Here is a 21,573-nt window from a genome sequence, read left to right on the forward strand (position 1 = left end):
TTATATTCCTTGTTTGTTTTTTAATTCAATTGCACCGGCCAGTGTCGATACTCTCGCAATAATAGAGTAGAGCGCTTCTTTAGCCTGATAGTCTTGGTTTTGTCTGATCTCACTGATGCAAAATCTTCTAAACACCATACCTCGAGCATTTAAATTGTCATGAGTACCTTTTTCAGTATTTGCTCTCATGAAACCCCCAACACTCTTTCCGCCAATAAGATAAATTGTAACTTCCGCTGGCATATTATCATATTTTATGATCGTCTCAACACCTTCTTGGACAATTACTGAGGTAAATTTAATTTTGTTTTTACCAATATCCATTTTGTTTCTATCTTTTCTATTGAAATTAAGAACTTCTTCACCACTACCAACAACACTGATACCCATTCCGTAAGTACCTTGGTCGCCTTTAATGAAAACTTTCATATCTTCATTTGAGCCTTTTATTTCATCAACTGAAGTTGCTACTTTTTCCAGTCCTTCTTTCGAAGAAAAATCAATTCCATCAACGAGTTTGAAGCTCGCTTCTATAAGTGAAGGGTCAATATTAAATTCTTTGCAGAAAATTTCAGCAGCTTCGCGGTAAGCAACAAAGTGCCCTGACTTTGAACGATTAAACCATCCAATATAAGGACTTGGGTGAATTGGAGTTGTAATGCTTTTCCATTCAATATTCATTGGATTAGACTGATCATTGTTCAAAACAGCATAGTCAATCTTGTCTTCACCAGCATAGATGTGACCATCTTTCACAGTTGCTTTCACAATTTGAAGATCGAATTTTGAAGCCGAAATAAGATTAAGTTCGTTACCTTCAACAAATAATTCCTCATCAAAACTTGCAACAAAAGTTGTGAAACCTGCATCTGTTAATGCTTTTTTCAAGTAAGCAAGATGATCAAGATAGAATGTATTCTTTGTATGTGACTCTGGAATAATTGCCACTGTCTTAGTTGCGGGAAAATCTTTTGTGATAAACTTTTTAAAAGTATCCGACGCGCAATCAAGATCTAGGGCGCAGATATTATTAAATCCTGCTGGATACATATTATTATCAACAGGAGCAATTTTATTTTTACTTTCTCTAATATCTACAGATGAATAGAGTGGAATAGGTAAACTTTCAAATTGCTTATCAAGGAATTCATTAATTTGATTCCAGTTATGTGTTACGAAACTTTCTAGTTCCTCTTTTGTGTTTATTTGATAGCTCATATTTTTTCCCATGTTTCCAAAAGTTTTTCGACTTGAAGTGAAGGTTGATTCTCGAACACTTCAGGAAATTCAATTGTTTGTATATTATAATTACTAATATTGTCTTTAATTTGTTTAAGCTGATGTGTGAAGTTCTCTTTTAATGCTACCTGGTTATTATTTTGAGGTTCCCAGTTCTTAATGAACTCAGACCAGCTTTTATTAATAATGATATAATTATCACTCTGATTAAACTTACTAGAAGATTCAAAGAGATGGTTAGCCTCCTGGCCCTTTACTTGATCAGCAGAAGTTACAAGGAACCAATTTGTAAGTTCTGGATTAATAAGTTCGTCTTCAAGTTTTAATCCATCTATAAAGGTATTCCTACTTCCGTATAAAATTCTAATCGCCTGTGTAAATTCAGCAACAAAAGTTTTACCTGTTACCTTTTCAAGATAAGTTAAAAGTTTATCAACACCACTTGCTACAATCTTAGTGAGAAACTTCTTCGTTTTGTTACGGTCATCGATAACATTAAAAATTTCAGCAAAAGTTTTATCAAAAAATTGTTTAATTTTTCTCGAAGCTTCAAGGAAATCGATAAAGTGTTGTCCTGGGGGGGTATCAAGTACTATCGTGTCATAAACGCGACTATTAAAGTGATGTTGTACTTCAAGAACTGCCATTATTTCATTGAGTCCACCATGTGGACGGGCCAGTGTTCTTAAAATATCATTCTCTAGCTTTTCTCCTACAATTCTTTCAAGAGTTGAACTTGGATCTAAAAGTAGGGCATCTAGTTTAACATTTTCTGGAATTGAGAAACTATCCTTGCTGACAGGTACAACATGTCCTTGTTCTTCTTCATCAATTCCGAGAACTTGTTTTAGCCGTTTTGCTGGATCAATAGTGATTAGAAGTGTATTGCGACCCTGTTTAGCAAGATGAAGAGCTCGTGATGTTGAAATTGTCGTCTTCCCAACACCACCTGTTCCGCAAAATATTTCAATCCTCTTATTTTTTAGCATCTAAGTTTCTCCTTCGTTAAACAAAGGAGCTAAGCTTTCTTCGATATTTGATACCAGTGTTTTTGTATCTTTATTGATAAACATTGGGACAATAAGATCATAATTTTTTGATCGCTCTTTAAGAATATCTTTTTCACTTTTTATTTTACTTTCCAAGAATGATGGTAGTTCTCCGAACTCTTCTTGGATGGCCATTGAAAAGACATTATTAAGAATCATCTTTTGAGATGTCACTTTTAAGTCTGTAAGTTTCTGTGTTAGCTCTAAGCCTTCTGTGACAGCAAGCTCTGTTGGAATACTAACAACAACCGCTTCAAATAGCTCTTTATTAGAAATAAAGTTTGTCATTCTATGGATGTCACTGACAAGTGGACCAGATTTAAAAATCTTCTCAAAGTTAATAGGGGATTCAAGAACAGTGAGAATATGTCCACTCGACGGGGCATCAACCACAATGATTAGCTCCGGATCTTTCTCTAGAATATCAATAAGGTGTCCAAGTAAAATCATATTCCCAAGGCTTGGAACAATATTAAAGAGTGCCTTGAAAAATGGAGCTTTCATAATCCATTTTGCAATGGTCTCACTCCCAAGTTTTCTTCCGATATATTCTGTTGCTGAAGACTCCATCTTTAATTGGATTGGAGTTACCCCAAGATCATGGCAAAGCTCATGATTGATATCAGCATCAAAGGAATTGAATAGGACTTTTTTACTAGAATTTTTAGCGATTAATTTAGAGAGTGAAAGGGCCGTCAGTGATTTTCCAACGCCACCCTTTCCTGTGACTATATATAGCCTTTTGAAGCTCATTAGAACTTATAGTAGGCAGTAACTTGTAGCTTGTAGTATGAGCCTTCAACCTCTGGCTGATCATCTTGTTTAATATCGAATGGGTTGTGAATCATGCCGATGATTCCAACTTTAACTCGAGAATTTAGATCAAGGTCAGCTCCTGCACCAAGGTTATAACCAAAAGTTAATTTGCTTCTAGAAGTTTTGAATTCACCTTCAATTTCTCGAGTCATTTTTGGAGAGTAGAAACCTAGTCCACCAACAAGAAATGGGGAGAAGTTATCAAAGTTAAAAAGCTTTGCCTTAATTCCTAAAGCAAGACCAGAGATCGTTGTCTTTCTACTTTTGTACTTATGTGATGACCAGTGAAAATTGGCCATGAAATCAAATGAGTGACTAGCAGAGTAGTTGTAGTATAAATCTGGTGTAATTCTATCTTCACCGTTTGAAGCGAAGTCCCCAGAAAGGAAAGTCTGGCCTAGCCCAACTCCAATCGCGTGGACGTGCAATCCAGATGTCGAAATTGATGCAACTTTCGCAACTTCTGATTCAACTTTCTCAGAACTTTTAGATGAAGTTAATTCTTTAATAGATTTTGCTTGAGTAGAAAAAGAAAAGCCTGTGATTAGGATCACAGGCATTATTTTTAAGCTTTTTGCAAATGTAGATAGCATTGAAAAACCCTTTGAAACATATATTAGACTTGCGTCTATATTAGTTCAAAGTGCTTGTTGTTTCAACTGCTGAGTTAAGCTCAGATGCGTTAAATGCATTTAAAGTTGCAGCTGGTGCTTCAACTGGAGCTTCGATACCTTCAAGAGATCTAATATATCCTGTGAAAGTTCCTTCTTCTGCTCTGATTACTCTTTTTAGTAATTCAACATCACCAGCTCTTGTTGATTTTTTCTCTTGATCAAAAAGAAGTTGGATTTGAGTCATATATGTAATATCGTTTTTAGTCTTGTTATCAATAACTTGAATCTCATGACCTTCTCTGATAATTTGTGCAATCTCTTCAAGAGTTACATAACAGCTTTGGTGAGTGTCGTAGAGCTTTCTGTTTTGGTACCTTTTGATAATTCTAACGTCATTCATTTAACATCCCCTATTTGGTTTTCGTGAGATATAACTCCCACACTTTCTTTATTTATATTAAGATTTAGCTTTCTAAGTAACTAAACTCGCTACCTTGTAACACGTTGCATCTGAAACCGTAACCCATGATGAACATTTTTCAGTCTCCATGAAGGCCTAAAAAAAGCTCAGTTATTTCAATGCTTTACAAGCGTGTTGAAACGAGAATGGGCTTTAGTGCTTAGCGTTTTGGACAAGGCATTTAATAGCAGTGTGCTGTTTTGACTGTCAAGGTCAAATAATAAAAAAATAGCACCGTGCCAAAGATTTTTAGCAAAATAACAAATTATCAATAAGTTGAGTTTAAGCAAGAGCTTGTAATTTGGTAAGACCGAGCAAAATAGTACAATTACAGGACTATGGGAAAACTATTCGAGTCTGAATAAAGACTTAAAGTTGCTGGCTCCATAGACGATGAGCTATTGAGGTCAAGGCCTAAAGCCTTGGTTATAAAATAAGGTTTATTAATGAAAATCTCACCAAAAATTCTATTACTTCTCTTGTTGATTATTACGTCATGTGCGCAAAAGCAGATAGAGAAACCTGTATCAGTTGAGACAGTTGTGAAGTCGAGTCCAAGTGAAGAAGTAAAGAATATGGAGTCCGCTGTTCTTGCGAAAGAAAAAATAGAGCAACACTTAAGCTCGATTGTAGAGGAAGCACTTAGAACAGGTGATGAGGCCGTTAATTATTTGTCGAGTGATCTTTTCTTAAAAGCAAATGATGCTTCACTTAAGGGTGATGCATTCTCTGCATCAATTATATTTAAAGCGATTGTAAGATTAAAACCAGAGGATCTTTACTTGCGTAAAAGATTTGCTGTCGAGTTAATTAAATCAAATCAATTGGAAGATGCAAAAGAACATCTCGATTATCTTATTGGTCACGGCGATGCTGAGCTTGCTATTAAAGCAAAACTTCTTCTTGCTGGAATTTATTCAGCGATGAATAACACAGATAAATCAATTGCTCTCTATAAAGAAATTGTTGCAAAAAAAGGTGGAGAACTCCCAGAAGCTTGTGCGTTCTTATCTAAAGCCTATTCTCGCGATGGGAAATTTAAAAGAGCTTTCTCTGTCCTTGATTACTGTGCGAGTAAGTCATCAGAGAACAAGGCATCTTTTCTTTACTATAAGGCAAGGATTGAATTTGAAAGAGATCGTATGAAGTCTGCAATTAAACTTCTTGAGAGATCGATTGCAAGTGATGAAAACTTTTTTCAAAGTGTTTTACTACTTGGACATATCCATGAAATGAGTTCAAAGAAAGATAAAGCAGCTAAGGTTTATGAAAAGTTCCTTACGAATAATCCAACAAATTATTCTGTTTTAACAAAGTATGTTGATATTCTTTTTTCTGAAGGACAATACGTAGAAGTTATTCCGTATTTAGAAAAACTTGTTTCAATTGATGAGTCAAATTTAAATCTTAAGGTCAGACTTGGAGTCCTTTATACTGAAGTTAGCCGTGTTGAAGAGGCAAAGAGTATCTTTCAGGAGATTTTAAAAGATGTTCCTGAATCAGATAAAGTTCTTTATTATTTAGCGTCTCTTTATCAACAGACATCTGAAAACGATAAGGCTATTGAGTATTTTTCAAGAATTCCAGAAGGGTCAGCTTTATTTCATGAAAGTCATATTCAGATTGCGCAGATCTTAAATGCTGTTGCTTTAGAAAATACTAAGTCATCAGATAAACTATTTGAGTTTGTTTCAAAGAATGCAAAAAAGAGTAATGTCCTTAATGTTGAACTAAACGTAATTCTAGCGGGATTCCTTGAAGCTTCAAAAGATTATACACAAGCCATTTCTGTGCTTGAAAACATAAGATCATTGAGTGAATTCAGTGATGGTCATGAGTATTATCTAGCCGCACTCTATGAGAGAGTACAGGACTTTTCAAAAGCAGATAAGCTTATTAATTCGATGCTAAAGAAAAATCCTAATAATGCCCATGCTCTAAATTTCTTAGGCTATTCGATCCTTGAAAGAGGTGGGGATATGAAAAAGGCATATGATTATATCTCAAAAGCAGTGAAGCTTAGACCACAGGATGGTTATATTAGAGATTCGTTAAGCTGGTACTATTATAAAATGGGGAAATACACAGAAGCCTACGAAGAATCAAAGAAAGCGATGAAGCTTGTTGGCAATGATGTTGTAATAACTAAACATTTAGCCTTGATTTATAAGGCGATGAACAATTATGATAAAGCTAAAGAATACTATGTCGAGGCTTTAAAAAATTGCAAAATATCAGCGGAAAGAGAAGATGTTATAAAAGAATTAGAAGACTTGGAATCTGTGCGATTGCCAGCATCAGTGTCCAAATAATCCTTTCCTCTTGTTCATTAAATTCTAAACAATCTACAAATAAACCTTCTAATGACCAGCTTAAACAAGAAATAAAAGCTGGTCTTTGTCTATCGGCAAGTGGTCGAGGACGAATCACAATGGGTGAAGAGAAGAATCGATTCACTTACCAGTCTGAAATAAAAAATGGCTTTTTTGAGTTAGCAATTGATATTCCATTTAAGGGGCAGGAGACACTCAAGTTACCTCTAACTAAACCTTTTAAATTCAGTGGGACTATTTACAAAAAAACTAAAGACGAACTTTCTAAATCAACTCATAAGAACTTAACAAAAATTTTTGATGCCTTCCTTTTTCGTTCAGCAAAGTTTTTTGCTTTTGCGTCAGGGGAGAAGTCATGTGAAGAAGTATCATGTCTGAGTGGTACAATTGAAAGGATAGATAATGCGGTGATCTATCAGGCTCCAATCTCTAAGAGATTTATGTTTGATTTTGAATTAAAAAATAAAATTTCAAGCTACTATAGAAATCTTTCTATACGCACAATCGATGCGGCCAATAGCGAAAAGCCTTTACTAGCTTTAGACTTGATTGTTGACACGTGTCAGTAGTGCGGTGAGTCTCAAGCAAAAGCTTTTTAATCTGGAAAATCCATCTTAATTTGGGTATAAGCTCTATCTAACCGTTTTTAAAGAACGATTTAACTTTCAAACATCGAGAGGAAGACATGGGAATTATGAAGATTAAAAACACTAAAAACGTGGTGAATTTAATTTCTTTAGCGTCACTTCTTTTTGGAACATTACTTTTAAGTGCATGTTCAAAAAAAGAACAAACAACGGAGAAAGTTTTAAACATCGCTGTTACTGCAGAAGTTAAAGGAATGGATCCAATTTTTGCAAACGATAAATATTCTGCAAATGAAGTTGCAAGAGTATATGAAGGACTTTTGGAGTACGATTACTTAAAGAGACCATATACTTTAGTTCCAAATCTTGCAGAAGCTCTTCCAACTGTTTCTGAAGACGGTCTAACTTATACATTTAAAATCAAGCAAGGCGTAGTTTTCCAAGACGATGCTGCATTTCCTGGTGGAAAAGGTAGAGAACTAGAAGCTGAAGACTTTGTATACTCAATTAAAAGACTTGCGGATCCAAAGCTACAAGGACTTGGATGGTGGCTACTTGATGAAAAAATCAAAGGTCTTAATGAGTGGAGAAATAAGTACGCTGAGAAAGACACTGTTGATTACAGCGAGAAGATTGAAGGTCTATATGCTGCTGATAAATACACTCTTGTATTTAAGCTAAGTAAGCCATTTCCACAATTCTTATACTCTTTAGCAATGCCATTTACATTTGTTGTTGCAAAAGAAGTTGTTGAAAAATACGGAAAAGAATTCATCAACCACCCAGTTGGTACAGGTGCATTCTACCTAGGTAAATTCAATCCATCTTCAAAAAGAATTGAGTACGTAAAGAACCCAACTTTTAGAAAGAAACTTTTCCCAAGTGAAGCAAGTGATGAATTCAAGCATATGCTAGCTGATGCAGGAAAAGAGCTTCCTCTTGTTGAAAAAGTTGTAGTAAACGTAATTTCTGAATCTCAACCAAGATGGTTAAACTTTCAAAAAGGAAAGATTGATTACTCTGCAGTTGATAAAGATAACTTTGACTCAGTAATTTCTGAAGGTAAAAACCTTTCTAAGAAGTTAACAGATAAGGGAATCTCGCTAGAAATTTCAGCATCACTAGATGTTACTTATACTGCTTTTAATCATGACCTTAAACTTTTTGATAACGTCGACCTAAGAAGAGCACTAGCTCTAGGGGTTGACATTCATGAAAACAATAAACTTTTCTATAACAATACTGCGCTTCCTGCTCAGTCTGTAGTTCCTCCAGGGATCGCTGGTTATATGAAAGATTACAAGTCTCCATATAGAGAAAGAGATCTTGCTAAAGCAAAAGAACTTCTTGCGAAAGCTGGTTACCCAGATGGTAAGGGTCTTCCAGAAATTACTTACGATTGTCCAAGTTCTTCAACTTCGAGACAAATTGGAGAGTTATTTAAGAAGCAAATGTCTGATATTGGTGTAAACATCAAAGTTGTACAAAATACATGGCCAGAACTACAAAAGAAAATTACTACTCGTCAGGTAATGCTTTACGGAATTGCTTGGGGAGCGGATTACCCAGATGCAGAAAACTTCTTACAACTTCTTTACGGACCAAACAAAGCTCCAGGAGCTAACGGTTCAGGGTATAATAACCCAGAGTTTAACAAGCTTTTCGCTACAGCTTCAGTAATGCAAGATTCTCCTGAAAGAACAGCTCTTTATGAGAAACTAAATAGAATCGCTGCTGAGCAAGCTCCATGGATTTACGGTGTGCATAGACAAAACTATACACTTCAACATTCATGGTTAAAAAATTACATGTCTACAGACTTTGAGTCAGGACAAGCACAGTATTTAAATATTGATCTTGAGCAGAAGAAAAAAGCTTTAGACAAGCTATAAGTTAAATAATTAGGAGTTCGAGTGAACCTTTGGTCATACATTATTAGAAGACTTTTATATACGATCCCCATCATCTTGGGGGTCTGTCTTATTATTTTCGCAATCTTTAATCTTACAGGTTACGATCCAGCAGCACAGCTACTAGGAAAGCACGCTACAGCAAAACAAGTTGCTGAAGTAAGAAGAGAGTTAGGACTTGATAAACCACTTGCTGAACAATATTTTGATATTGTGAAGACTGCATTTACTTTTGACTTTGGTAGATCATGGACAACGAAGCAGAAAATATCTGATATGATCAGAGAGGGAGCAGGCCCTTCTTTAACTGTTACACTTCCTTCATTTGCAATTTCAACGGTGATGGCTATTTTAATTTCCATTGTCGTTGCATTTTACCGAGGGAAGTTCATCGATCGTTTTTTAGTTGTAAAATTTGTTGGGATGATGAGTATTCCATCTCTCGCTTATATTTTATTCTTTCAGTGGTTCTTCGCTTACAAACTTGGTTGGTTTGAAATTTCAGGTTTTGAAAGATCATTCCCTGAGTTTCTACCTTATGTAACACTCCCAATTATTATCATGGTTGTTCTTAGTATTGGACCAGATGTTAGATACTTTAGAACAGTTATTCTTGATGATATTTACCAAGATTATGTAAGAACAGCGAGAGCGAAAGGTTTAAGTGAAACAGTTGTTCTACTTAAGCACGTGTTAAAGAACTCGATGATTCCAATTCTTACTTATGTTGTAATCCAAATTCCTTTCTTAATCCTTGGGGCGCTACTTATTGAAAGTTTCTTCTCAATTCCTGGTTTAGGTGGGATGACTGTAAAAGCCGTTTTCGATAACGACTTCCCAGTAATTAAGGCCATGACAATTTTATCTGCATTAGCATTTATCTTGTTTCAGCTTTTAACAGATGTGCTCTACACAGTTGTAGATCCAAGAGTAAGACTTAAATAGGAAAGTAATATAATGGAAAAAAAATCAAAATCACTTTGGTATCACGCATGGGAAGGTTTAAGGAGAGATAAGGTCGCTGTAATTTCGATGTCAGTAATCTCTATTTATTTCTTACTCGCGATACTTACATTCACTGGATTAATTGGTTCAGAATGGTCACAAGCAGTTGGTGATTCATATCTAGCGCCTGGTTCTGATGCACTATTTGGAACTGATATCTTCGGAAGGAGTGTTGCCCTTAAAACTTTAAAAGGTGTTGAGATGGCAATTGCTATTGGTTTAATGACTGCGATAATCTCAACTGTTATTGGAGTAATCTTAGGTCTTGCGGCTGGTTACTTTGGTGGGAAAACAGACGAAATTCTAATGTGGTTTACAACTTCATTTTCTTCGATTCCTTACATTATGCTTTTGTTTGCAGTAATGATGGTACTTGGAAAAGGAACTCAAACTCTTTTTATTGCTCTTGGTGTAACAAGTTGGCCGCCTCTATTTAGACTAATTAGAGGGGAAGTTATGAGACACAAAGAAAGAGAATATGTTCAGGCTGCTTCTGCTCTTGGTGCTGGTCACGTGAGAAAGATGCTAAAGCATATCCTACCAAACGTATTTCATATTGTTATCATCCAGTTCTCTCTTCGTTTTCAAACTGCGATTAAGTCAGAAGTTATTCTTTCTTATTTAGGGATGGGAGTACAGGGAACTCCTTCTTGGGGAACAATGATTGATGACTCAAAACTTGAGTTGGCTCGTGGGGTATACTGGCAATTAACTGCAGCAACAATTGCAATGTTTGTTCTAGTACTATCTTTGAACTTGTTTGGTGACTCTTTAAGAGATGCTCTTGATCCAAAACTGAAGGGGAAAGCTTAAGCGTTTTCCTCGGTTTCTTTAAAACCATTCTTTATTTAATTTTCAATGAAAATAACCGATTAGAACTACAGAAAGCGAGATTAACAAGCTTTCTGTAGGGCTGATATTTGTGAAAAATTTCGAATTAAGTTTACAAAATTTGGAACAGAATAAATTTCTAAGTGGGGATTTATTTTGGAATAAAAAATCTGGAAAGAAAGTTTTAATTTCTTCGGCCGGAACTTTTATTGATGAAAATTTTGTTAAAAAATTACTCGAGAAAAATGAAGTTTTAGAAATTGTTCCATTTGGGAATCTAGAATTTCAAAGCGAAATGAAAATCATTCTAGAAAATCTTAAATCTGCTGAACATGAAGTGAATCGAGTCGAGGTGCGAGAAAATCTTCAGGCCCTATTGAAAAATTATATTGATGATTCATATTCCCTTGCTGGTATTGATCTTGTTATTCCATTCATGGAGAAGATGTATGCAGCAAATAAAGAGGTCGAGACAATCTTCTTAGAGAGAAATTCAGAGCTATTCATAAGAGAAGTTTTCATAGCTTCTACTCTTATATGTTTGGCCATTGAAGAAGGTTATCTTGATTTTAATTTTTTAAGAGAAACTTTCAATACTGAGTTAACTGATAGTTATTTTTTGGCAGAAGCAAGGATTGGTGTATTCCATCTCAAAGAACTGGAAAGGTTAAGAGTTGGTGAGATTGAGCAGTTTTCAAAAGAGTCTCTAATGTTTAGATTATCAAATTATGGAGAGAGAGCTAGCTTATTAATTTCAACAGATGAATTATATAAAGATTCACTCATTCAGCTTTGCTCATCGAGTGGGAGAAGTATTGATCATACTGTTACAAGTGATCTTATTGTACTGAAAGGCTTAATTGAAGAAGAAGTTTCTTATTTAAATATAGATATAAAACAAATTGATTTTAAGAAATTTAGAAAATCAATTTCGAGGAAAGAGAAAATTTCAAAATATAGCAAAGTTATTAATTTTGAAGAGGTAAGCTAATTGAGTGATGAGGAATTAAAACACATTCTCATAGACGTATCTGATAGTGTATCAGAAGTCCTCGATGATGTTCTTAGTGAACTTCATATAGAAGTGTATGCGGATGAACTCGCTCGTGATGACTTTGATATTATTTTTACTGAAAATGTATCATACCCAGCAGAGGATGGTGTTCAGGTTATTGTGATTTCCAACGAGGAATATAATGGCCCATTTCTTGTGATAAGTAAGGAGCATCTTAGCTCTCCAGTTGTTCAAAAAGCAATTCGTCGTTACTTAGGTGAAAAGACATCTCTACAATTAGAAGGAATAGATTCTGTTATAGAGATGAAGAGTTATAAAATTACAAATAAGTTTTCACGTGGCTATTATTATGACTTGGTGTCATCACTTGCGAGTGAAAATAATTTCTTATTTGATGTAATTTCAGAAAATTTCTTAAAAGTTGTTAATTCTATATTTAATGATTTTAAATCGCTGCCAATTGAATTTGAAGTGGTTATTTCTGATAGTTTTTATGCTATCCAAATTCACTTTGGACAGGAAAAGTTTAGTTCGAAAAAAGTTGAGCAGATCGGAAGAACTGTGAATGGTTGCTTTTTTGATGGGTACTATCTCGAAGAGGCGAAAACGACTGTTGTTGGGTTGTATTTCGATAAAGAGTGTTCTGGAAAATCTGTCTTGGTTTCTGAAACGCCAATAGTTAGTTCAGGTCATTACGAAAGCGATGTTTATAACAAGTTAGCTCAAATAACTGATTATAAAATAATTGAAGCCCCTGGTAGTGTGAAAAAAACTTCAACCTTATCAAAAGTTAAAAAGGTTATAGACTTTATAAAAAAGACAGAATTCCAAGACGACTATAGTTTTGAACAGAAACTTTCAATGTTTCCAGACCAAGATATTATAGAGGCTCTAGGACAGGATGATTTAGATTTTATTAGAGCCGTTATTTCAGATGGTAAAGTATATGAAGCAATATCTGCTTCAATTTTAGGTCACACAGAAGATCTATTCAAGAATGATGATTTTCCTGAAAAAATTGCTGGAGCTTTAGAAGAGATGGAATTCTATGAGTTCTCTAGTTTTTTTGATTCTGAAGAAGATGCTATAAAACGAATTTCAGGCGTCACTGAAGATTTGACTGAAGAAACGACTTTAGTTTCTGGGAGAATTGATGAGGATGAATCAAATCAGATTGTGAAGGGGTCCAGAGAAGATCTAACTCCAGAGAACTTTTTAGTTAAAGGCTCTCGTGAGAATTTATCTAAAGAAAAATGGAGAGTAAAACGACTTGAGATAGCAACCAAGGTTAAGGAAGAGTTAAAGAATATCGCTGAATCAGGTGTCTTTGATTCTGAAATAATCAAAGATAGAGTGAAGTCAACTATTAGAGAAGGCTTAATGCTTTCTGAAAACGAAGACAACATTACCACTAGTCTTAACAATTCTGTTATTAACGGAGCATCGACTAAGAGTATTGAATCAGAAATATCAACAGATCGTAGTGCTGATGAGATATTTTTAAAACTAGAAAATGATCGTTATAAAGGGCAAATCAATAAAAAGAATGATCAGATAATAAGAATGAAGCGAATTATTGATTCAATGAAGTCTGATTTTGTTGCCAATAAAAAAGCTGAGAAAAGCCTAAAAGACTCACTAAGTTCAGGTGAAGATGTGTCTGCGGAACAGAGGTTAAAGGCGGCAGCTCTTCAAGTTGAAGCTTTGATGAGAGAAGTTAAAAATAAAGAAGTTCTAGTTGAGCAGATGGAAAGAGCTCACGCTCACACACTCAAAAATCGTGATCACCGTATTTCTTTACTCGAAGAAAAGCTTGCTGACTCTGCCGAGGCGGCCAGTGCGGTGACAAGTATCGAGTTTGAAGCCAAGAGTCGTATTAAAGAGCTAGAGCTAAAGAATAAGCAATTTGAAAATCAGTTAAATGTTGCTGAATCACGAATTAAGTCACTATCTAAGAAGTATGACGATGAAATGAAAAATCGTGTTCAAGTAGAAATGAATGGATCGGGAATGACAAAACTTCTAGAGGACGAAAAGCGACGCGTGGTACAGTTATTAGAAAAGATAGCTGCTCTGGAAGGTGAAGCGTCGAGTTCGAAAGAAAGTGATATTGCGATAGAGTTAGATAGTTCTAAAGAGAAAATTAGAGAGCTAGAAACACATTTAAAAGAGTCTCAGATTGAAAGTAAAAAGTATGAACAGAAAATGAAGTTTATGACGTCGCAAATGACAGAGCTTGAAAAGAAACTTAAAAAAGCAGCCGGCCGAACTGGTGGATCTAGCGCTGGTGGGGTTAATGATAAGCGCTTGAAGCAGCTTGAGGGGAATATGGAAAAAATTAATGTCCTCAAGGCAAAAGCGGAAGAAGAATTAGCTAAAAAGCGCGAGGAAGCACATCGCTATAAACAAGAAAATGGTATTTTGAACAATAAGATTGATGAACTTGAGAGAAAACTCGCAAAATATGAAAAAAATGTTGCATAAACTATTGCCAAACTTATAAAAATTCTATAAAAATATCTCACGCTTATGCATACCGAATCTATGCCCAGATGGTGAAATTGGTAGACACGCTAGACTTAGGATCTAGTGCCTTTGGCGTGGAGGTTCAAGTCCTCTTCTGGGCACCATGAAAAAAAGCTCTTCTTAACGGAAGAGCTTTTTTTTTGCCTAATTTTTAAGTTCACTTATTAGTTTTGAATATGATCCATTTTTTCTCATTTCTAATAGCTCAGAATTGATGATGTGGACTAATTCCTTGGTGTATTTATAATTCTTGTTAACTAACCAGTAGAAGTTTTCTACTTCCACGTCAGCAATGGTTTGAGATTGAATCTCATCTGCATCCTTAAAATTCTTTAATTCAATATCAAGAACTTCACGACGAGTTAGTCCTATTGTACAACGTCCTTTAGAGACAAGATCCAGTACACTTGCCAAATCTTTTGAAACCATTTTTATTTTATTATTATCGAGACCAAAGTTTGTGTATGTATATCCAGATTGGCCACAGATGTCGCCTTTTGTATAAAGTGTAGATGCTTTAATATTTGCACTAAAGCTATCTTTGTTTTTTTTATTGAAAAAATATATCGGGGTGAGAGTGTAGATTGTATTTGTGAGTATATAGTCTTTCTCTCTTTGGGGATTTGTAGCTGCATCTACTACGATATTAATGTCTCCATGAATTGCCTCATAAAGACAGCGGCTCCATGGTTTTATAATAAATTTAAAATTTATATGATGCTTGTTAAAAATTTTGGATATGAGTTCTTTATTGAAACCAGATACATTGCCTGTTTCTCCATTTTCGCTGATTTCTGGAATACTGAAAGGCGGCCATCCTGCATCCTCTGCGCAAATAGAAATTAACTCGCCATTAGGAAATGAGTTTGCGCTAACACTTAGAGCAAAAGAAATAGAAATGAGAGTTCGTAAAATAAGTAACATCTTAAAATATTAAAACATTACGGCTCTTAAGTAAATAAATCTTATGTTTTATAATAAAACCCTGAATCTTTTATAAAAGTAGTAAAAAATAATGGCGCTTTACGCTGTTCTGCGTTATGACGGGGCCAGGGGGATTTTATGAAAAGAGTTTTATTCGTAATTAGTTTATTAGCTAGTGTTAGCTCATTTGCATCTATAAGTGAGCGAAATTTCTGTTCTCAAGCAAATATGCAACTAAAGCTAAGTAAAGCAAAAAATAGATTGTCGTTCACAAATCGCGGCGGACTATTTAATGCAGGTGTATGCTGGTGGCATTCGAGATTTACGAGAAATGCAAATTACCTAGCGGTATTTAATCCAAGTAAGCCTGCTTTAGAGGATCCAACAGCCTTAATTAAAAAAATTCGTAAAGGTAAGGAAGTTGTGGAGATTCCTGGTTTTTCTAGTCTTGAACAGTTTTCAAGATATTATGAAGAAGAAATTCAGAAAGTTCTTGAAAGTTGGCAACTTATTGATGGGGCCGTAAATCAGCAGTGGATTGTAGGGCTTTGGGGAAAGAGTGAAGTTTCTCCTGAGAACATGGAAAAAAGAATGAATAAGCTCTATGCCCGTGTTTCTCAAGGTGAAGTTGTATATCAAAAACTTCAAATTGATGGAATTGATGCCCATGCCTGGTTAGTAATTGATATGGCAAAAACAGCTAATGGTTATAAGTTATTGGTTGTAGATAGTAATTATAGATCAACAGATGTTTATACCTTTGAAAAAGGTGACCGTTCTTTTGAGCACCCTTACTATGGTAAGTTTGTTCCTTACACAGGTAGAATGGCAGAAGAAAGAAGACTTAAAAAGACTAGAGCTGAGTTCTGTAACGGGCTTTAGGTAAAGTATAAATAAGAGGTAAGAATTACATCAGCACTTGAAATGCTGATGTAATCGGAGTATTAAGAAGTTAATTATATATTGTTCAATACATTGTGGTCGTTATTTCCGTTAGTCTAAATAAGTTGTTTAGACACTTTATTTCGCAAATATCAATCTTTCTATTTTAAGGACACAATTTATTGCTCAATAAAACCGATGCGTTAAAGGAGCAAATTTTGAATTTCAGTGAATTTCCATTGAGAGACACGTTATTACGTGCAATTGAAGAAAGAGGATTTACAGAACCAACAGAGATCCAACAAGAGGCGATACCATTTCTTTGCCTTAATGATTCAGATTTCGTAGGTCAAGCACAAACAGGTACAGGTAAAACTGCCGCGTTTGCACTTCCACTTTTAAATAAACTTAAGAAGGATACTAAAGCAGTACAAGCGATTATCCTTGCGCCAACGAGAGAGTTAGCGAATCAAATCTGTGAAGAGATTAGAAAATTTTCTGTTCACGAGAGAATTCGTGTTGAGTCTGTTTATGGTGGTGTTTCTATCGATAACCAAGTTAGAAATATTAGAAAGTTTCACCCACAAATTATTGTTGGTACACCAGGTCGTGTTCTAGATCTTATTAACAGAAAAGTTCTTAAGCTAGAAGATGCAACATTTGCTTGTCTTGATGAAGCAGATGAAATGTTAGACATGGGATTCTTGGATGACGTTAAGACAATTCTTTCTGAATTAGGTACAGAAAGAAATATCTGGATGTTCTCTGCAACGATGCCACCAGCAATTTTAGATCTTATTAAGAACTATCTTAATGATCCAAAAGTAATCAAGATTAAAAAGAGTACTCTAAGTAACGAAAATATTACTCAGAAATGTTATGTAGTAAAAGAAATGCATATGAGAGAAGCTGTTTGTCGTCTTCTTGACTCTGTTGAAGATTACTACGGAATTATCTTCACAAAAACTAAGCTTGAAGCAAAAAGTGTTTGTGATGAATTAAATTTTAGAGGTTTCCCTACAGATTCACTTCATGGTGATATGGACCAAAAGCAACGTGACTTCACAATGAAGAAGTTCAAAGAGAAGAGAGTTAAGCTTTTAGTTTGTACAGACGTTGCAGCTCGTGGGATTGACGTAGATCACCTTACTCACGTGTTTAATTTTGGTCTTCCACAAGACCTTGAAAGTTATGTTCATAGAATTGGTAGAACAGGTCGTGCAGGTCAAAAAGGGATGGCGCTTTCAGTAATTACTCCAAGTGAAATGAGAAAGCTTGGTGCTCTTGAAAGGCTTACTAAAGCTAAAATTTTAAGAGAGAAAATTCCAACTCTTGAGCTTTTAAAAGATGCAATGGTTAGAAGAACGATTAATCAATTTGAAGACATTTTTACAGCTATCCAAACTGACGATTCTGTAGATGCTTCATTTGATCTATTTAAAGATGAGTTCGAAGATCTTGATAAAGAACAAGTTCTTAAAGTTCTTTTTAAGCATACATTCCAAGATGCAATGGAAAGACTTGATCGTGAGCCAGTAATTGATGCGAACACAGAAAGAAGAGCTTCAGCTGGACCAAATCAAGCAGGTGTTCCAGATAGAAATGGAAACGTAAGATTCTTCGTAAATGCTGGTCGTGACGATGGATTAACATTAAAAGATCTTTTAATGGGTGTTTCTGACGGTCTAAGAATTGATCAAAGAAAAATTAGAAATGTACAACTTAGAGAGAAGTTCTCATTCATGGATATTCCAGCTACTCACACTGAGCAACTGGTAAATGACGTAAATCTTGAAGTTAACAATAAACGTGTACGTTTTGAACCAACGAAAGAAAACCGTGGCGGTGGAGACCGTGGTGGTCGTTCATACGGTGGACGCGATAGCCGTGGTGGCGGACGTTCATACGGAAACCGTGAAGGCGGTGGACGTGATAGCCGTGGTGGCGGACGTTCATACGGAAACCGTGAAGGTGGTGCTCCTAGAAGTGGCGGTTCACGTGGTTTCGGTGGTAACCGTTCTGGTGGTGGAAACCGCGAGGGTGGAGAAAAGAATTTCAACAGATAATGATATAAAGGGGAGGCTTCGGTCTCCCTTTTATTATCCCGTAATCATAAGTCATCTAAACTACAAGAAGTGTCCAATTCGTTTACACCAATGTAAAGATTCTGTATTCATCTATTAAAAAGCCAATTTTGCTTTATCCTAGTAGAAATAATTAAATTTAGGAGAGAGTATGAAAAAGGTTTTGATCCCAGCTTTAGTGTTATTAAATTTAGCAACATTTGCACAAACGAATACTACAGAGACAAATACTGTAGGCTTAGCTAATTCAGAAAAAACCTTGGATCTCAATATTTCTTTAAATACAAATTCAATGAAAATTGATGGTGAGAATATTGATGGAAATGCCATCGAAGCATCTTTTGGTAAGGAGTTTATCCTATCAGATACACTAGTTACTAAAACTTCACTGAATCTTGGTTTAAATAGTCTTGATAAAAATATTGATGGTTCAAAACTCGATGTAAATCGCATGACAGAGACTGGGCTTTCGCAAAATTTGATATACGTAACAGAAATTAATGGCACAATCGTTAAGCCTTTTCTCGGTGCAGGAGTTGCAATAGGACAATGGAATATTGAAGTAAAGGATCAAGATGAAGAGATTCTAACTGCTGAACTTGAGACTGATTATACAAAGCTTTCTTTAAATGCAGGTGTTGAAATACTTCTAGATAGTGGAATTAAAGGTATCGTCAAGGTTTCACAATCAAAAATCAAATTTGATAATACAAGCGATGTTTCAATATCTGGAACTGAATTTAACGGAACAGCTTCTTTTGATAATGAATTGAGTGACACAAATAGTACTTCAATCTCACTTGGTGTTGGATATCAATTCTAATACAAGATTATAAACACTCTTGATTTGTGGGCCTAATTTATTATGAAAGTTAGGTCCTGAATATCCCCACCAATCCCAGCAGCCATTAGGGTTTGAAAGACCAATGAAGTTTGGGAGAGTCTGTGGGAAAAGTACGACAATATTATTTTTTTCTGCCCACTCTGCTAAACCGACTTCTTTGAAAAATTGATCACCAATATCAAGTCTTGTCTGTTTACACCCATGAAAACTTACATGGAGGTTACAGCTTTTGGTTTCACAAGCTTTTGGTACATAAGCTGTCGCATGTCTTGCCATAAAGTAAAAAGAGCTTGGTGTTAAAGCCCATTGATCCATTTGAAAAAAGCGATCCATTTGGGCTTCACTTCGACCACTTTTCAAATTATAAAATTTTTTTAAGGCCATCTTTGCACCATCAATATTACACGCGCTAATAAATGGAGAAGAGGAATCACTCTGACATTCATTTCCTTTTGAAAGAGTTGGAAATGTGTGAGCGATATCGAGCTTATTATTAAATTCGACTTTCTTTACCCCAAGCATTTTATAAAGATTGGCGGCACTATGAGAGACGCGTTCTCTTACTGTATGATCTCTTTTTCCATTGATAATAAGAACTTTGTCATTGTTTAGGTTTGAGATCGGATCAATAAGGCCTCTATCTTCGAGATCTTTAATTTCTCCAAGAAGATCGTCTGTATCTATTGTGAGATTCTGTTCTTCCATGCAAAGCTTCATCGCCTTCATGACATTATTTTGAGAACAATAGTATGGACCACCTGCGAATAGCGCAGCACCTGAAACAAGATTTGAATGACTGAGGTGAAATTGTCCCGCCATATAGGCACCAGAAGAGATTCCAGAGACAGTGACCGTCTTGTTAATGTGATGAAGCTTTTGAATATCTAACGTCTGGTAATGGTCTATTGTTATCATAAGGTTTATTTACCGTTACAATCGCCTGTTGGCACGCTACTTTTTTGAAAGTATAATATTTATATGAGAAAAGTAATTGTTTTTACTGGCGGTGGAAGTGGTGGGCACGTCGTTCCTGGCCTAACATTAATAGCCAAACTTAGAAATGAAGGTTTCGAAGTTCACTATATTGGTTCAGAGCATGGTATCGAATCCAAGCTAACTCAAGGGCATGTCGATAAGTACTACGCCATTCAGACTGGAAAGTTAAGACGATATATCGATTTTCAAAATGTGAAGGATATATTCAAGGTCTTTGTCGGACTACTTCAGAGTATTAAAATTATTTTGAGTCTTAGGGCGCGTAACCTCGTTGTGGTATCAATGGGGGGATTTGTATCAGTTCCAGTAGTAATTGCAGCTAAGTTCCTTTTTAAGAAGGCTGTGATTCATGAACAAACGACGAGAGTTGGATTGGCCAATAAAATTTGTTCTTATTTTGCAGATAAGGTTTTTGTTAGCTTTGAAGATTCACTCCAATTCTTTCCGAGTAAAAAAACTGTTTTAAGTGGTTATCCAGTGAAAGAGGAATATGAGACGGTTGATCTAACTATCGATATGTATGAAGGGATCAAGCTTTCTGAAATTAAAAAAGATATTCTCTTTATTACTGGAGGTGGAAATGGTTCAAAGCTTCTTAATGACCAGGTTTACAAATCTCTTGAGGTTTTAAAACAGAAATACTTCATCATTCATCAAGTCGGACAAGCTTTTATGCCTGAGTATGTAAATCTTAGAGATGATAATTACATTCCGTGTGCTTTTATTGGTGAAGAAATGCCAGATATCTTTAAGGTCGCTAAGGTTGTTATCTCGCGTTCAGGTGCCGGTACGGTCGCAGAATTAATGGCCCTTGGAAAAAAGTCTATTTTTGTTCCTCTGAAAATTGCACAGAAAAATGAGCAGTATCATAATGCTATGGCCGCCAATAAAAAGCTCGGATCAATTGTAATTAAAGAAGATGATTTTAGAGAAGTTAATTTTGTTGATTTACTAGAAGGTTTTGTGTCAAGTTCTGAAGTTGTTGTACAGACTAATGGAGCAAGGGACTTTCTAGTTCGTGAGATTCAGAAGTTATATCTCAGTTAGTTCCTTTAGAAGGTCAATTCGAGAAATCATTCCAACTAGAACACCTCTTGATGTTATGACAGGAATAATCTTTAGTTTGTTTTTAAGAATTTTTAGTAAGACTTCTTTTAAGTTGTCAGATTCGTTAACAGTAATAACATTCTTTGTGTAGCTAACTTCTTTATTAATGTCTTTGGATGCAGATTGTATTAAAAGATCATACTCTGAGACAATACCTAAAATAGTGTTCGCGTTATTAACAACACAGATTGAACTAAGTCTTTGGACTGAGAGGGTCGTAATAGCGCTCTTGATGGAAGTTGTACCAGATATGGTGACAGGATATTTTTGCATAATATCTTTAGCACACATCTTGAGAAATTTATCAGCATTTGATGCTTCAGTTATTAAATCAATTGGTAATTTAGCCAT

Annotated in this window: 19 protein-coding genes and 1 tRNA gene; 12 read left to right on the forward strand and 8 right to left on the reverse strand. The window is 35.4% G+C overall.

Translation table 11 applies throughout. The features are described 5' to 3' along the window. Genes gshA through M900_RS01775 form a run of 5 tightly spaced genes read right to left on the reverse strand, consistent with a single transcriptional unit; the run spans position 1 to position 4,118 of the window. On the reverse strand, positions 1–1,218 hold the full coding sequence (gene gshA, locus M900_RS01755) for a glutamate--cysteine ligase (RefSeq protein WP_021273510.1): 1,218 nt from the start codon (positions 1,216–1,218) through the stop codon (positions 1–3). Next, positions 1,215–2,228 (reverse strand): ArsA-related P-loop ATPase, encoded by a 1,014-nt coding sequence (locus tag M900_RS01760; RefSeq protein ID WP_021273195.1) that lies wholly within the window; start codon positions 2,226–2,228, stop codon positions 1,215–1,217. The genes gshA and M900_RS01760 overlap by 4 nt, the downstream gene beginning before the upstream one ends. Further along, on the reverse strand, positions 2,229–3,041 hold the full coding sequence (locus M900_RS01765; protein WP_021273073.1) for an ArsA-related P-loop ATPase: 813 nt from the start codon (positions 3,039–3,041) through the stop codon (positions 2,229–2,231). Beyond that, positions 3,041–3,697: an outer membrane protein gene (locus M900_RS01770; protein ID WP_021273242.1), complete on the reverse strand. Its 657-nt coding sequence runs from the start codon at positions 3,695–3,697 to the stop codon at positions 3,041–3,043. Before M900_RS01770 ends, M900_RS01765 begins: the two co-directional genes overlap by 1 nt. A gap of 40 nt (positions 3,698–3,737) precedes the next feature. Beyond that, entirely contained in the window at positions 3,738–4,118 is a 381-nt protein-coding gene (locus M900_RS01775) for a polyhydroxyalkanoate synthesis regulator DNA-binding domain-containing protein (RefSeq protein ID WP_021273497.1), read from the reverse strand. Between the two features lie 506 nt (positions 4,119–4,624). On the opposite strand from M900_RS01775, the gene M900_RS01780 reads away from it, so the two are divergent. The 8 genes from M900_RS01780 to M900_RS01815 all read left to right on the forward strand — a co-directional run bounded on the left by M900_RS01780 (position 4,625) and on the right by M900_RS01815 (position 14,489). After that, on the forward strand, positions 4,625–6,490 hold the full coding sequence (locus tag M900_RS01780) for a tetratricopeptide repeat protein (RefSeq protein ID WP_021273179.1): 1,866 nt from the start codon (positions 4,625–4,627) through the stop codon (positions 6,488–6,490). Between the two features lie 119 nt (positions 6,491–6,609). Next, positions 6,610–7,080, forward strand: a complete 471-nt coding sequence (locus tag M900_RS01785) for a hypothetical protein (RefSeq protein ID WP_021273277.1) — start codon at positions 6,610–6,612, stop codon at positions 7,078–7,080. Positions 7,081–7,205: 125 nt separating this feature from the next. Further along, positions 7,206–8,990 (forward strand): ABC transporter substrate-binding protein, encoded by a 1,785-nt coding sequence (locus M900_RS01790; RefSeq protein ID WP_021273139.1) that lies wholly within the window; start codon positions 7,206–7,208, stop codon positions 8,988–8,990. A gap of 21 nt (positions 8,991–9,011) precedes the next feature. Beyond that, positions 9,012–9,953, forward strand: a complete 942-nt coding sequence (locus tag M900_RS01795; RefSeq protein ID WP_021273188.1) for an ABC transporter permease — start codon at positions 9,012–9,014, stop codon at positions 9,951–9,953. A 12-nt stretch (positions 9,954–9,965) separates the two neighbouring features. Then, positions 9,966–10,826, forward strand: coding sequence for an ABC transporter permease (locus tag M900_RS01800; RefSeq protein WP_021273281.1), 861 nt, complete (start codon positions 9,966–9,968; stop codon positions 10,824–10,826). Positions 10,827–10,935: 109 nt separating this feature from the next. Next, positions 10,936–11,835, forward strand: coding sequence for a hypothetical protein (locus M900_RS01805; protein WP_021273227.1), 900 nt, complete (start codon positions 10,936–10,938; stop codon positions 11,833–11,835). Continuing rightward, positions 11,836–14,343 (forward strand): hypothetical protein, encoded by a 2,508-nt coding sequence (locus M900_RS01810; RefSeq protein WP_021273365.1) that lies wholly within the window; start codon positions 11,836–11,838, stop codon positions 14,341–14,343. It abuts the gene before it with no gap. A 62-nt stretch (positions 14,344–14,405) separates the two neighbouring features. Next, positions 14,406–14,489: transfer RNA gene (locus tag M900_RS01815), tRNA-Leu, on the forward strand. A 40-nt stretch (positions 14,490–14,529) separates the two neighbouring features. Here the strand turns inward: M900_RS01815 and M900_RS01820 are convergent. Further along, positions 14,530–15,309 carry an ABC transporter substrate-binding protein gene (locus tag M900_RS01820; RefSeq protein WP_021273414.1) on the reverse strand — a complete coding sequence of 260 codons (780 nt, stop codon included), beginning with the start codon at positions 15,307–15,309 and terminating at the stop codon, positions 14,530–14,532. Positions 15,310–15,447: 138 nt separating this feature from the next. Here M900_RS01820 and M900_RS01825 point away from each other — a divergent pair, with 138 nt between their 5' ends. From M900_RS01825 to M900_RS01835, 3 genes are all read left to right on the forward strand, one after another. Continuing rightward, a complete protein-coding gene (locus M900_RS01825; protein WP_021273479.1) occupies positions 15,448–16,191 on the forward strand; it encodes a hypothetical protein in 744 nt (247 codons plus the stop codon). Positions 16,192–16,409: 218 nt separating this feature from the next. Then, positions 16,410–18,257: a DEAD/DEAH box helicase gene (locus M900_RS01830; RefSeq protein ID WP_021273175.1), complete on the forward strand. Its 1,848-nt coding sequence runs from the start codon at positions 16,410–16,412 to the stop codon at positions 18,255–18,257. A 169-nt stretch (positions 18,258–18,426) separates the two neighbouring features. Beyond that, positions 18,427–19,098, forward strand: coding sequence for an outer membrane beta-barrel protein (locus M900_RS01835; RefSeq protein WP_021273064.1), 672 nt, complete (start codon positions 18,427–18,429; stop codon positions 19,096–19,098). Here M900_RS01835 and M900_RS01840 read toward each other — a convergent pair. After that, a complete protein-coding gene (locus M900_RS01840; RefSeq protein WP_021273131.1) occupies positions 19,072–20,034 on the reverse strand; it encodes a hypothetical protein in 963 nt (320 codons plus the stop codon). The two genes, M900_RS01835 and M900_RS01840, sit on opposite strands and share 27 nt — an antisense overlap. 63 nt (positions 20,035–20,097) lie before the next feature. Between M900_RS01840 and M900_RS01845 the strand changes: the two genes are divergently transcribed. Beyond that, on the forward strand, positions 20,098–21,162 hold the full coding sequence (locus tag M900_RS01845) for a glycosyltransferase (RefSeq protein ID WP_021273169.1): 1,065 nt from the start codon (positions 20,098–20,100) through the stop codon (positions 21,160–21,162). Here the strand turns inward: M900_RS01845 and M900_RS01850 are convergent. Beyond that, complete coding sequence (locus M900_RS01850; RefSeq protein ID WP_021273357.1) at positions 21,148–21,573, reverse strand: CBS domain-containing protein; 426 nt, start codon at positions 21,571–21,573, stop codon at positions 21,148–21,150. The two genes, M900_RS01845 and M900_RS01850, sit on opposite strands and share 15 nt — an antisense overlap.

The sequence above is a fragment of the Bacteriovorax sp. Seq25_V genome, assembly GCF_000447795.1.
Taxonomy (GTDB): Bacteria; Bdellovibrionota; Bacteriovoracia; order Bacteriovoracales; family Bacteriovoracaceae; genus Halobacteriovorax_A.